We start from the raw sequence: 12711 nt of genomic DNA, 5'->3' as shown, positions 1-12711 counted from the left end.
CGGCTCAACGACGCGATCAACAGCCGTGATTTCGGCTTGATCGCCACCGTAAGCAGCAGCAACCCGAGAACGCAATGACCCTGGGTGATCGATGCTAGCGAACACAACAAAGTTCTGACCAGAGAGGCGGACGAAGATGGGTATCCCGAAACGCAGGTTGGTTCAGGTCATCGCGGGCGTAGGGATGGCGTTGGGAATCATCGCCAGCGCCTCCACGCCGGCTCTCGCCAACGGACCGACGGCGTATGCCAGTGGCGGTGCCGGTTGGGCCTGGTACGAGGAGTACGGGGACTACTGGCACATCAGGGACACAAAGGCGGACGGCCATTCCGCCGTAGTCCAATGGCGGATCTCCAGCGGTCGAGAAGGAGACGACTGGGACAACAACGGCGCGGACAACGGGACGACCGTCATCAATCGCAACTACCCAGAAGAGGACACCGTCCAGTACCGCGCCTGCTGGGGCGAGTGGGGCTCCCAGTACATCGAGATCAGTAGTTGTTCCACATGGGTGACCACGCAGGCATAGCCTGCTCTCCGCGCCGACAAGACCCCCGGGGGGCTGTGTCCCACGCCGTGCGGACGCGGCCCCCGCGCCACAGCATCGAGTCCACGTCCACGAACATCAACGCCCCGCCACCGGGTAGCAGCGGGGGTACGCCGGGCCAGTTGTGCCAGACACTGCTGTGAGATCGCCCTGGCGGCCGGGCTAATGGCAACGCCGTTCAGTTAAGCGTGGGCGTGGCTGGTCAAGGGGTGCGTTGATCAGGCATTGAGAAGCGGGGTTCCGGTATCAAGGTTTGTCACTCCAAGACAACCCGAACCAGGAACCCCGCTCGGTGGATCAAATTGCCATAACCCGTACGGTCGCGGTAGCCGCGGGGCCGTTCGTGCCAGCGGCGCTACGGCCATCCACGAACGTACGGAGGTCATCCACCAGGACGATCGTGCGGGGAATGTCCCTTTGGGTTTCGTCAAGCGGGGACGTGGCTCCGGCTGGGTGGCACGCGAGGGGTGGCGGCAGATTAGTACGGTCTGGGCTTGACCCGATTCGACGGACAGGGTCGATAAGTTGATCTCACGCTACCTTGCCGAGTGACCTGTTCGCGTGGGCGGTGGCCTCGTAAGCGGCAGGGCTGAGGTAGTCGAGGGTGGAGTGCCGACGTCGGGTATTGAGGTGATCTCAGCGCCGTATAGCGGTTGATTGATGCGACACGGGCGAAGGCCCCGATTCGGGCGGTGGTGGAAACAGGCGTGGAGCCATCGATAGACACATCCTTGCGACAGAAACACGTCTTCGAGAGGGCTCCACGTGATTGCCTATCGTTCCATGGTTGACGTCCCGAGGGAACTCGTGCAGTACCTCGGCCGGCTCCTCGCCGCCGAACGCCGGGCCAGGGGAACGCGGCGCGGTACCCGCGCGCTGACCTGCTTCTACCAGGCATTGCTGGTACTGGTGTGGTTCCGCAAGGCCGAGGACATGGCCATGCTCGCCGCCGGGTTCGGCATCTCCCGGGCCACCGCGTACCGCTACCGCGACGAGGGAATCACCGTGCTCGCAGCCCAGGCCGAGAACCTGCACACCGCCCTGCGTAGGGCGGCCGACGACGGCTGGTCCCACGTCATCCTGGACGGCAAACTGTTCGACTGCGACCGGCTGTCCGAGACCACCCTGTCGGTCAAGGGCGACACGATCGACGCCTGGTTCTGCGGCAAGCACCGCGACTTCGGCGCGAACATCCAGGCGGTCATGCGCCCCGACGGGCTGCCGATCTGGACCTCCGAGGCGATGCCCGGGCACCTGCACGACACCCGCTGCGTCCGTGAACTCGCGATCACCGCCGCCCTGAACTGGGCCGCCGCCGATCTCGACCTGCCCGCCCTGGCCGACTCCGGCTACGAAGGCACGGGCCACAGCATCAAGACTCCGATCAAGCAACCCGCGGACGGCAGCCGGCTCGCACCCGACAACCGCGCCTACAACCGGCTCCTGCGCGGCCTGCGTTGGCAGGGCGAACGCGGCTTCGCGATCCTGGTCGGACGCTGGAAAACGCTACGTCACACCACCGTCAGCCCGCGCCGGATCGGTGACATCGTCGCCGCCGCGCTGCACCTGACCCACTTCGAGTACAAGTACCTACCGCAAAGTCGCTGAGATCAGCTCAGTGGGACCGCGAACAGCGCCGCCGCAAAGGTTTAGGGACGTGGAAGTTCATCCGCTACGCGGACGACTTCCTCATCCTGGTGCGCGGCGAGCGTCAGCACGCGGAAGCCCTGCGGGAACAGACGGCGACGCTGTTGGCCCCGATGGGACTGCGCCTGTCGGGGGCTAAGACACTGATCACGCACATCGACGACGGCATCGACTTCCTCGGCTGGCGCATCCAGCGTCACCGCCGCAAGGGAGACACCCGACAGTTCGTCTACAACTACCCGTCGAAGAAGGCTCTGACCTCCATCACTGGGAAGATCAAAACGATCTGTCATCAGGATCTGAACCTGGACCTGGCCAAGGTGCTACACCAACTCAACCGGGTGCTGCACGGCTGGACCACCTACTTCCGGCCCGGTGTGTCGTTCAAGACGTTCGACTACCTGCGAGCGTTCACCTGGCGCCAGATCATGATCAGACTCCGGCGCAAACACCGGAAGAAGATCAGCTGGAAGGAACTCCGCCGCCGGTACTGCGACGGCGGCTGGTGGCCCAGCGACGGCGAGGTGACCCTCTGGAACCCTACCCAAGCGGGCACCATCCGCTACCGATATCGGGGAACCAGAATCCCGAGCCCGTGGCCAACCGCAGCATGAAGATCGCGTCCCGGGCCGCCGGGACTTGTGGAGAGCCGGATGCGGTGAAAGCCGCACGTCCGGTTCGGGAGGCGGGCCGCGGAAACGGACCGGTCGAAAGACCGGCACCGCGCCGCGGCTCGACCTCACAACGTCAAGATCAGGGATGGCCAGGTCGCGAACCGGCCGATCTACCTCGCGATGGCGGTCACCGTCGACGGTCACCGCGACATCCTCGGCATCTGGGCCGGTGACGGCGGCGAGGGTGCGAAGCACTGGCTGCACGTGCTGACCGAGCTGAAGAACCGCGGCGTGTCGGACGTGCTGATGCTGGTCTGCGACGGACTCAAGGGCCTGCCCGAGGTGGTGGAGACGGTCTGGCCGCGAACCATCGTGCAAACCTGTGTGGTTCACCTGCTGCGCAACTCGTTTCGGTACGCGGCCCGGCAGGACTGGGACAAGATCGCCAAGGCGCTCAAGCCGGTCTACACCGCTGCCACCGAGGACGCCGCCACGGAGCGGTTCATGGAGTTCGCCGACGCCTGGGGGAAGAAGTATCCGGCGATTGTGAAGCTGTGGTCCGACGCGTGGGCCGAGTTCGTGCCGTTCCTCGCGTTCGACGTGGAGATCCGCAAGGTCATCTGCTCCACCAACGCGATCGAGTCGGTGAACGCTCGCATCCGCAAGGCCGTCCGTGCTCGCGGTCACTTCCCGAACGAGCAGGCCGCGCTCAAGTGCGTGTACATGGCGTTGATGAGCCTGGACCCGACCGGAGCCGGCCGCCGGCGCTGGACCATGCGCTGGAAGGCGCCATTGAACGCGTTCCAGATCGCCTTCGAGGGCCGGCTCACCCCGGCCAACCACTGACCACCTCAAACAACCAAGATCAGCCGTTAACTTGACACTCCTCGCACGGTCGGCGGCAGCAGATACGGACGCCCTGCTAGGCCGTTGGTCACACCCCGTGGTGCGCGGAGGCGACGCCTTCGGCATGGACTGCCTTTCCTGCACGTCGGCCGGGTGGCGGCAGGATGTGTTCAGGTGGTTCGACAGGCGGCGACGATGAGGAAGTTCGGTAGGTGGACGTAGGCGTCGATGCCGTCGGGGCCGTCGACGGTGGCGTCGGGGTCGAGTCCGGGCTCTGCCAGTTCGGTGAGCTGGCAGCCGAGGCGGGCCAGTTGGTTGAGGTAAGTGGAGAGGGTGCGGTGGAAGTCGACGCCGCTGGGGCCGGGGATCTCGTATTCGGTGAGGTAGCGGTGGGTGCGGTACTCGCCATGTTCGCGCCAGGTGGGCCACAGCTGTTCGTAGCAGGGGTGGTTGACGGTGAACAGGAACAGTCCGCCGGGCTTGAGTGCGTGTGCGCAGGCGCGCATCGCGCCGGTCCAGTCCGGGATGGCGGGTAGGACCATGCTGGCGACCACGGCATCGAATGGTGCGCCGAGGTCCGGCAGGTCGCACAGGTCGGCTTGGACGTACTGGATGCCTCGCGGTGCGATGGTTTCCTGCTCCACGGCGAAGTCGAACAGCGATTGGCCGGGTTCGACGCCGACGACGGTGGCGCCTCGTCCGGCGAGGATCCGGCTGAGGTAGCCGTTGCCGCAGCCGGCGTCGAGCACCCGTTGCCGGGTCAGGTCGCCGAGCATGCGCAGCAGGACGGGGTTGATCAGGTGGCGTTTGGCGAAATCGCCGTCGTGTGCTGTTTGCTCCAACATGCTGCGGGGCATCGCTCCCCAGCGTTGGATGGCGACATCGTTGGTCCACTCGGTCACGTTCTACAGCTCCGATCCTCGTGTCGATGGCGCGCACGATCGGCGGCAGATCCGGATGTGGTCGTCTACGTTGCCGACGCCGAACGGAACGTGATCTGGAACCAGGTGGGCGTGCCCACCGGTTCCCTCGGTCGCCCACCGTGTGTGGGTGGTGCACGCTACTGGACTATTGCGGGTCCGATCAGTCCGGCACCGGGCCGGGGTGGTCTGCCAGGCGTGTCGCCCGCCGGACGGGTCTGCACGCTGATGAGTTCGAGGCTGCGGGCGGGCCGTGGTGCGCACTGGTGCTTCGAGCCGCCGTCGATTGTTGTCAATGGGCAGGATGCTTTGGCCAGGTCCAGGCGACTCTTGCGATCGCGAGGAGGATCATCATCTCGATGACAGTCCCGAGGATGTAGTAAATCCACGTTTCGCCGACGATCGTCACGGCCACGGATACCACATAGATCAGGCTGACGACGATGTTGGCCACTCTGTTTATCTTTGCTCGGGCGAAGAGCGAGACGATGACCATCAGGCATGGAATCACGATGAAGATCGTAGTGAAGACGAGGAAAGCCTGATTAATCTCTAAACCTGTGCCGGATACCTTGCCGGCGAGTACTCCGTTGATCACGTCGGCCCGGAAGAAACCGAAGATGTCGACGTACGCGAACACGAAGAGCAGGGAGATCCATAAACCACAGAGCGCGACCTTCACATCCACCTTCGTATCGTGAAGCTCTGTTGCCCGATTCCTGTCCACCGACGGTCTCCTTCTGTTGGTGAGCCGAGTAGAGCCGAACGGTTTCCAGTTTCGAGAGGACCGACGCGGAGCACACGAGTCCTGTGGCCAAGGCTGACCTGGCCGATGGGCCAGGTCAGGGACTGTTCCTGGGGCTGTCCCGCCGCCATCGCGCAATCGCTACTGTGACAGTCATGTGGAATGCCGCGACGGCGGTGTGGGCCGAACCCGCCGGGAAGAACCCGCCGGCGCGCGGCCGGGGCGACTGGGTGTTCGCCGCGATCGTGATGGCCGGAGTCGCGCTTGAAGCGGTCCTGCGTCGTGATCTGGTATGGCGACCGGTCGCCGTCGCCTTCGGATGCGGACTGGCGGTTGCGGTCCTGTTCCGGCGAACCCATCCGCTGTCGGTCGTGGCGTTCGCCTTCGGCACGTTCGCGGCGCTGGATGTGGCCACGTTCGTCGCGGGCGCCGAACCGGTGGTGTTGCACAGCGGATGGGCTGTGTTGATACTTGCCTACCCGCTTTTCAGATGGGGTGCTGGCCGCGACGCCGCCATCGGGCTCGCCATCATGGCTGTCGCTGTCAGCGCCAGCGTCAGCACCGATTTCACCGGGGTCGCCGAGACGATCGCCGGGACTGCGGTGTTGCTGTTCACGGCGGCACTGGGGGTGTCCATCCGCTACCGGGTCACAGCTCGCGAGCAGCTGGTCGAGCATGCCAAGCTGCAAGAGCGAGAGCATCTGGCGAGGGAACTGCACGACACCGTCGCCCATCACGTCTCCGCGATCGCGATCCAGGCTCAGGCCGGACTGTTCCTCGCGCGGTCGTCGTCGCTCAGCGGGGCAACCGAGGCTTTGGAGACCATCGACCGCGAGGCAGCCCGAACGCTCGCGGAGATGCGCACGATGGTCAGCGCACTCCGGGACCGCCAGAAGCGGCCCGCCATGGCCCCCCAACGCCGCATTGCCGACATCGAACGTCTGGCCGCGAACAGCACCGACTCGCTTCGCATCGACGTGGAGCTGCGCGGTGAACTGACGAATCTCCCACCGGCTCTGGAGGCCGCCATCTACCGGGTCACGCAAGAATCGGTCACCAACGCCCAGCACCACGCACAGCAGGCAACCCGGGTCGAGGTCACCGTGATCGGAAGCGCCACCGACGTGCAGGTGACGGTCAGCGACGACGGCGCCCGCACCACGCCCGCCCCGAACCAACCCGGGTACGGGCTGGTCGGCATGACCGAGCGAGTCACCCTACTGGGTGGGACGCTCACGGCCGGACCGAATCCGGATCGCGGTTGGGGCGTCCCGGGCGGTTCTCCCACGCCACGGCACGGCGATATGACCATTCGCGTCCTCATCGCCGATGACCAGGGCATAGTCCGTGCGGGACTGTCAACAATCCTCAACGGTCAGCCTGACATCGACGTGATCGGGCAGGCCGCCGACGGACGTGAAGCCGTCACGCTCGCTCGCGAACTGCGACCCGACGTCTGCCTGCTCGACATTCGCATGCCGAACCTCGACGGCATCGAAGCCACTCGCCTGCTCGCCGGACCAGGAAACGCCGATCCGATCGCCGTCGTGGTGATCACCACCTTCGACACCGACGAGTACATCCACGGAGCCCTCAAGGCAGGTGCCCGAGGCTTCCTCCTCAAAGGCGCCGAACCCGACCAACTGATCCACGCAATCCACGCCGCAGTCCGAGGCGATGTGCTCATCGACCCAGGGGTCACCGGTCGACTCCTCGCCACTTTCTCGACCAACACCCCCGCCACCGCGCCCGCCCAACCCATCGACGCCCTCACAGAACGTGAGGAGGACGTGCTCCGCAGGGTCGCGCGAGGAAGGACCAACGCCGAGATCGCCGAAGAACTTCACATCAGCATCAGCACCGTCAAGTTCCACGTCACCAGTCTCATGACCAAACTCGCTGCCCGAAACCGAGTCGAACTCGCCATGTGGGCCTACGAAACGAACCGCATGAAGTAGACCGACCATCGGGCAACCTCGGCCGGAATCCCGGCAATCCGCGATCCCTACGGTCAGGCGTGGACCAGACATGCCGGACAATCCAAGCAGCAAGCCGCCTGCGCATGATCACGTGCACGCACATCGGCAGTTCCGCGCGCCCTACCGGCGCGGAACGCTGGCCATGAAGCGTGACGGCTTCGGGCAGCCTGGCGCACTCGGTCAGCGGCAGTAGAGTGCGCCGATCGAGTGTTGTTGGGTGCTCGTAACCGGCTCCGGCACTTGCTTGATCCCTATGACGTGACGACAACTCCGCCGATTCCTGTGCGCCCGGCCGGGGTGCCTACAAGCTCGATCGTGAGGCCGGCGCGGACGCGCTCCCCGAGGACGTCGACGATGGCGTCCGTGACCCCGGACACGAGGCGGGCAACGATCTCGTCGGCGTCGGGTCGGCTGAACGCCGCCTCTCTGATGCCGAACGTGACGCTGGGTGAGGGCGCTTCTGCTGGGTTGCCGCCGATACCCCAACGGTTGGGCGGCAGGCCGATCAACTGCACGACCGCGATGCTTCGGGCCCACTCCCCATAGACGGCGACGACCGCATCGGTCAGGTTCCGAATCAGTGCGGTCTCACGGCCGGCCAGGTCGCTCTCCAGCACATGCACGCTGAGGTGAGGCATACCATCCTCCGTGAACAATTTTGATCGCAAATTAGCTTTGCTTACAAAGTTATTTGGGAGGTGGGCGGATGTCAACGCCTGACACCACGGACGACACCGTCAGGAAGTTGCTCCTGGTGATGCCAAGGTTGATCGGCAGGGTCAAACGGCTGCCATCGCCGGAACAGCTACGGTCGCTTGAGCTGGCGCCGAGACACCTGTCGATGTTGTCCCTGCTCCTACTCGACGGTCCGCTGACCGTCTCCCAACTGGCCGGGATGCTGGGTGTGGCACCGACCACGGTGAGCCTGATCGTGAGCGACCTGAGCCGCAGAGGGGTCTTGGTACGGCGCGAGGACGACGCCGACCGCCGTCGCCGCATCGTGGACATCAGCCCTGAGAGCCGTCCCGCCATCGCCCAATGGCTGTCCCCGGGTGCCCGGGCATGGCGACAGGCCCTCGCGCCGCTGAGCCCAGCGCAACAACGCACATTCGTCGATACCTTGCTCAGGTACGAGGCGGCCGTCTCCAGCCCAACGCAAACGGCACCAGCGAGCGGTTAGAAGCACACCGCACGCGGATCCGGACGCGCGCTGCCTGCGACGCACTGTCATCGACAGATCCGGACGTCGACTGGCAGGAGGGGTAGTGCGTCGAGCTGGGGATGATGTTGCCGTGGACTACGCGCCGCCGATACCCGATCCAGCGGCCGGCACCATCCGCCGCTACATGATCGTCACACGAGGGCTCGAGAGCGCTCGCTACCTGGACCCCTCCACTGCGGGCGCCGTCCTCTTTGACACCTCTTACGAGACACGGCACCGCAAACGGTTCTTGGATTCATTTGGTTGATGCGAGTGCCGCTGGAAGCTGCTGGCGGGAGGTGATGTTGAGTTTGCGGTAGGCATTGCTGAGGTGGATCTCGATGGTGCGGCGGGTGACGAAGAGTTGCTGGGCGATGTCGCGGTTGGTGGCGCCCTGCGCGGCTAAACGGGCGACGCGGAGTTCCTGGGCGGTCAACGCGTCGGGTCCGGACAGGGTGGCGCGGCGGGGGCGGGCGCCAGCGGCTAGCAGTTCGTCGATCGTCCGGCTGGTCAGTGATTGTGCCCCGCAGCGGGTCGCGTGGTGCAGGGCTTGGCGCAGCGGGTCCAGGGCTGCGATGCGGTCGCCGTTGCGGCGCAGCGCGGCGCCGTACTCGGCGAGGGCGTGTGCGTGGTGGAGCGTCGCGGAGGTGCCTTCGAGGGTGGTTACGGCCTCGCGGAGTAAGGCGACGCTTTCCGCGCCCTTCGCGACCATGCCTGCCGTGTGCAGGGCGATGCCGATTGAGCGTGGGGAGCTGAACCGTCGGGCCAGTTCGAGTTGCTCTGCGGCCAGGGCCTGGGCCTTGGCGGTGTCGCCCATGGCGAGGTGCGCGTGAACCGTCTCGGAGCGCCAATTGGCGAAGGCCGGATTGGTGTATCCGGCGGCGGTGAGCGCGTCACCGCAGACGGCCAGGTCGGCGAGCGCATCTGCGGGGCGGCGCTGCTGGAGACGGAGCCGGGCTCTGGCCAGGTGGAAGAAGTGGGCGATCAGCCAGTTCAGCGGCAGGTGTGTTTCGAGGCCCAGCGTGGTGAGTACGTGCTGGGCGGCGGCGGTCTCGCCACGGGCGACGAGCGCGTCAACGAGCACCGCGGCGGCGAGCGGGCGCTCCTCGGGGCGTTCCTGGTAGATCTCGATCGCCGTTTGGCCGTCGGCTTCGGCCTCCATGAGCTGCCCGACTTCGATCGCGGCGTGTGACCGGAGAACCAGGAGATAGCCCAATGTGGCGATGTCCCCGCTCTGGCGGGCCGTGTCGATTCCCTTGCTGAGCAACTGAAGCGCCTGGTCACCGTCTCCGCAGATGGCGAAGGCCGCGCCGGCCAGATTGGCTAGCATGCCGAAGTTCCTGGCCGGTAAGGGACCGGTCGCGGCGACAGAGGCCAGCCGGGCGACTTCGTCCGCCGGGCGGTCGCCGGTAGCGCCGGCAAGGAACGCGAGGGTTGCGTACACCATGCGGTCTGCGTCTGCGGTGCCGGATAGGTTGGGCACTGCCTGTTCCAGTTGGCGGATCCAGATGTGGGGTGGATCCATGGCGGTGAGACCGCCAAAGGCGGCTGCCGCGAGGACCCGGGTGGCGATCTCCGGGCTGCTGCCCGCCACGTTCCGCGCGTACCGCAGCAGGTGGCCGCCGTGATAGCGCTGCCCGGCGATCACCAGCAGCGTGCCGAGTTCCACTGCGGTCTCGGCGGGGAGGTTAGTGGTGCCGGGGGTGTACAGGAGCGTTTGCAGCCGGTCCGCGGCGTCGTCGAGCCGGTTCGACAGCACCAGTGCCCGGATCAGGTCGACGAGCATCGACGTATGGACGGATGGTTCGGGCGGCTCGACCAGCGCCCGTTCCAGGAAGCCGATGGCGCTCTCGATCGCGCTGCGGCCGAGAGCCGCGCGCCCTGCGGCATGCAGGGCATCGGCGACCCACGGGTCACCCGTTGGTTCGCAGGCGAGGAGGTGGGGCGCGATGTGCTCAGGCGCCAAGTGTTCGTCCGCCAGCATCAGGGCCGCCGCCTTGTGCGTGTGGGAGCGCACCGACGCGCTGATATCGGTGTAGACAGCGGTACGGACCAACGGATGTACAAAGTCGAGGGGTAGCCCCGGGGCAAGAACACCCTCCCGTACGAGTAGGTCGATGATCTTCGCGGCCTGGTTGGAACCCATCTCCTCTGAGCCGGGCCCTACCATGTCAGCAGCGGTGCCGGAGAGTGTCGCGGCCCGGTGCAGAGTTGCCGAGCCACCGAGCACCGCCACCGCTCGGGCCAGATGCAGGGCCTGGGGTCCCACCGAATTGATGCGCTCCAGCACGGATCTCGTGATGAAATCGGACCGCAGGGCTCCCAGGTGGTGCACCTCGCTTGCTCTGGCGGTGACACCCATGGCGCGAAGCGTGTTGACTGCCTCGGTGAGCAGGAAGGGATTGCCGCCGCTGGCCGAGGTGCACGCCTCGCAGAATTCCTCCTCCGCGTCCGCCGACAGGGAGTCACGAACCAACACCGCAACGGCCTCACCGGTCAGCGGAGCCAGGGGCATGAAGTGCGATGTGACGCCGCTTAGTACCCGGGCTGCCGGTGACCGGCCCTTCCGCCAGGCCGGGCGCGTGGCAAGCAGCAGCAGTACCGGCAGATGCGTGACCCGTCGGGCCAGGTGGGAGAGGAACCGCAGCGACGCCTCGTCAGCCCAGTGGACATCATCGACCGCCAGCAGCAGCGATCCGCGCTCCGCGAGGTTGGAACACAACCAGTAGAGAGCATGCGCAACATCGCCGACCGGTAGGTCAGAAGCAGCGGGGCGACTCTCGAACACCACCGAGGCGAGTCGGGCCGCACCGGCGAGGAGGTCCGCCCGGTCAGCCGCAGTGCCAGTAAGCAGAGTCGGCTCGAACAGCTGCCGTACGACTCCGAACGGCATGTCCCGTTCAAGCTCACCGCAGCGCGCCGCGAGCACCATGACCTGCCGCCGGCGGGCGTTCCCACACACACTCGCCAGTAGCGCCGACTTGCCGATCCCAGGTGCACCCTCGACAAGCACGACGGCGCCGCTCCCCGAGCCGAGACCAGCGGCAAGATCCTGAATCCGCACCTGCTCTTGATCACGTTCCAGAAGCGTCATGGGTCAGGCGAACCAATCGGAAATCTGCGCACATCGAGCCGGGCCGGCAACGTCAATCGCTCGACTGTGGGCAAATCCTTCGGTGGGTACCGTGATGCCACCTCGGCGCTCTTGCGTAGATCCTGGAGTCATGGCACCGAAGGCTAGCCGACGGCAACGCCGATCCAAAGTGGATCAATTGGCGGTGTTGATCGAACAAGCCGAACGCGGCTGCCATCGACTTCCGCCGCGTGTACGGAGAATTCGAGGAGGTGGTACGGCGGCATGGTCGGACAGAAGATCCGACCCACCCGGCTTGGACGAGCATCCAGGCCACCTACGCACCGATACAGCGAAGGTGTCAGGATCGAAAGGAAAGAGATGACCAAAACCAGGATGACCATCGCACGCGCAATGATCCTCGTTCTCGGATCCGCGTCGCTTTTCGCGGCGCTGGCTCCGTCCGCCGCCTCGGCGGCCACCCCCAGGAACGGTATATGCGAATCCGGCGAAATCTGCTTCTACTGGGGACACAACCTGACGGGGTCGCTTTCTGACTTCACGGCATCACTCGCAAACTACGGGTCCACCCAGCCCAGCTGCTACGAGTTTCGGTCGTCTGGGATAGGGCAGGGCGAATGTATTAAGAACAATGCCACATCGGCGTGGAATCGCAGTTCCCGGCCCGTCCGTGTCTACTACAACAGCAACTACGGTGGTCCGTACGACAACGTGGCTGCCGGCACATCGCGAAACCTGAGCAACACCTACCTCGACAACGCCTCACACCGATTCCTCTGAGTGTCCGAGAACGCTCTTAGCAAGCACCGACCGGCGCCGGATCTCCGTCCGGCGCCGGTCCCGCACCTCATTGAACTCCTACCCCGGGCCTCGATGGATCTGGCAGGCCGACAGCGGCGTAGGCCGGGGCGGGGAGATCTCGGCGGCGCGGGTGAGATTGTGGACGATCACGGCGCAGGAAGTCAGGCATCATCGGCGTTGGACCGCCCCGAAGGCAAGTGCGCGATGCCTATTGCACCCAGCCGGAATGGGTGCCCTTGGGCTTCTCCTGAACTTCGCGCCCGACGGTTACTCACCACCGATCTCGGATACTGACCGCGAGCCATGCCTCGGGCATC

At 65.6% G+C, this 12711-nt stretch carries 10 protein-coding genes and 2 pseudogenes; 8 read left to right on the top strand and 4 right to left on the bottom strand.

The genetic code is table 11. The annotated features are described in order from the left end of the window. Positions 1-136: 136 nt before the first annotated feature. From ACSMXO_RS10725 to ACSMXO_RS10710, 4 genes and pseudogenes are all read left to right on the top strand, one after another. Positions 137-529, top strand: a complete 393-nt coding sequence (locus ACSMXO_RS10725) for a hypothetical protein (protein ID WP_455417556.1) — start codon at positions 137-139, stop codon at positions 527-529. An 801-nt stretch (positions 530-1330) separates the two neighbouring features. Then, positions 1331-2155 (top strand): transposase family protein, encoded by an 825-nt coding sequence (locus tag ACSMXO_RS10720; protein ID WP_455417555.1) that lies wholly within the window; start codon positions 1331-1333, stop codon positions 2153-2155. Next, a complete protein-coding gene (locus ACSMXO_RS10715) occupies positions 2152-2808 on the top strand; it encodes a group II intron maturase-specific domain-containing protein (RefSeq protein WP_455419218.1) in 657 nt (218 codons plus the stop codon). Before ACSMXO_RS10720 ends, ACSMXO_RS10715 begins: the two co-directional genes overlap by 4 nt. Before the next feature lie 132 nt (positions 2809-2940). After that, a pseudogene (locus ACSMXO_RS10710) lies at positions 2941-3654 on the top strand (IS256 family transposase); the annotation flags it as partial. Between the two features lie 170 nt (positions 3655-3824). On the opposite strand, the gene ACSMXO_RS10705 reads toward ACSMXO_RS10710, so the two are convergent. Together ACSMXO_RS10705 and ACSMXO_RS10700 are read right to left on the bottom strand one after the other, a co-directional pair. Beyond that, entirely contained in the window at positions 3825-4556 is a 732-nt protein-coding gene (locus tag ACSMXO_RS10705) for a class I SAM-dependent methyltransferase (RefSeq protein ID WP_455417554.1), read from the bottom strand. A gap of 310 nt (positions 4557-4866) precedes the next feature. Next, positions 4867-5301: a DUF6326 family protein gene (locus ACSMXO_RS10700; protein ID WP_455417553.1), complete on the bottom strand. Its 435-nt coding sequence runs from the start codon at positions 5299-5301 to the stop codon at positions 4867-4869. Positions 5302-5474: 173 nt separating this feature from the next. On the opposite strand from ACSMXO_RS10700, the pseudogene ACSMXO_RS10695 reads away from it, so the two are divergent. Both ACSMXO_RS10695 and ACSMXO_RS10690 read left to right on the top strand, forming a co-directional pair. Further along, positions 5475-6200: pseudogene (locus ACSMXO_RS10695) on the top strand (histidine kinase); the annotation flags it as partial. Beyond that, positions 6177-7277 carry a response regulator gene (locus ACSMXO_RS10690; RefSeq protein ID WP_455419217.1) on the top strand — a complete coding sequence of 367 codons (1101 nt, stop codon included), beginning with the start codon at positions 6177-6179 and terminating at the stop codon, positions 7275-7277. The pseudogene ACSMXO_RS10695 and the gene ACSMXO_RS10690, both read left to right, overlap by 24 nt. A gap of 272 nt (positions 7278-7549) precedes the next feature. Here the strand turns inward: ACSMXO_RS10690 and ACSMXO_RS10685 are convergent, their stop codons facing one another. Next, on the bottom strand, positions 7550-7936 hold the full coding sequence (locus tag ACSMXO_RS10685; protein WP_455417552.1) for a hypothetical protein: 387 nt from the start codon (positions 7934-7936) through the stop codon (positions 7550-7552). Between the two features lie 68 nt (positions 7937-8004). On the opposite strand from ACSMXO_RS10685, the gene ACSMXO_RS10680 reads away from it, so the two are divergent. Further along, the gene (locus ACSMXO_RS10680) at positions 8005-8478 is read left to right on the top strand and encodes a MarR family transcriptional regulator (protein ID WP_455417551.1); all 474 of its coding nucleotides are present in this window, start codon (positions 8005-8007) and stop codon (positions 8476-8478) included. A 277-nt stretch (positions 8479-8755) separates the two neighbouring features. On the opposite strand, the gene ACSMXO_RS10675 is transcribed toward ACSMXO_RS10680, so the two are convergent. Next, a complete protein-coding gene (locus tag ACSMXO_RS10675) occupies positions 8756-11593 on the bottom strand; it encodes an AAA family ATPase (protein WP_455417550.1) in 2838 nt (945 codons plus the stop codon). A 360-nt stretch (positions 11594-11953) separates the two neighbouring features. Between ACSMXO_RS10675 and ACSMXO_RS10670 the strand changes: the two genes are divergently transcribed. Beyond that, a complete protein-coding gene (locus ACSMXO_RS10670; protein WP_432876579.1) occupies positions 11954-12373 on the top strand; it encodes a peptidase inhibitor family I36 protein in 420 nt (139 codons plus the stop codon). Positions 12374-12711: the final 338 nt, after the last annotated feature.

This window comes from Plantactinospora sp. DSM 117369, assembly GCF_053764795.1.
This window is presented reverse-complemented; position numbering and strand designations above follow the sequence as displayed.

Bases quoted from the DNA above. Each gene is read 5' to 3' on its own strand.
- ACSMXO_RS10690 (WP_455419217.1), top strand. From the start codon at position 6,177: ATGCGCACGATGGTCAGCGCACTCCGGGACCGCCAGAAGCGGCCCGCC.
- ACSMXO_RS10685 (WP_455417552.1), bottom strand. From the start codon at position 7,936: ATGCCTCACCTCAGCGTGCATGTGCTGGAGAGCGACCTGGCCGGCCGT.
- ACSMXO_RS10670 (WP_432876579.1), top strand. From the start codon at position 11,954: ATGACCAAAACCAGGATGACCATCGCACGCGCAATGATCCTCGTTCTC.
- ACSMXO_RS10720 (WP_455417555.1), top strand. From the start codon at position 1,331: ATGGTTGACGTCCCGAGGGAACTCGTGCAGTACCTCGGCCGGCTCCTC.
- ACSMXO_RS10675 (WP_455417550.1), bottom strand. From the start codon at position 11,593: ATGACGCTTCTGGAACGTGATCAAGAGCAGGTGCGGATTCAGGATCTT.
- ACSMXO_RS10680 (WP_455417551.1), top strand. From the start codon at position 8,005: ATGTCAACGCCTGACACCACGGACGACACCGTCAGGAAGTTGCTCCTG.
- ACSMXO_RS10725 (WP_455417556.1), top strand. From the start codon at position 137: ATGGGTATCCCGAAACGCAGGTTGGTTCAGGTCATCGCGGGCGTAGGG.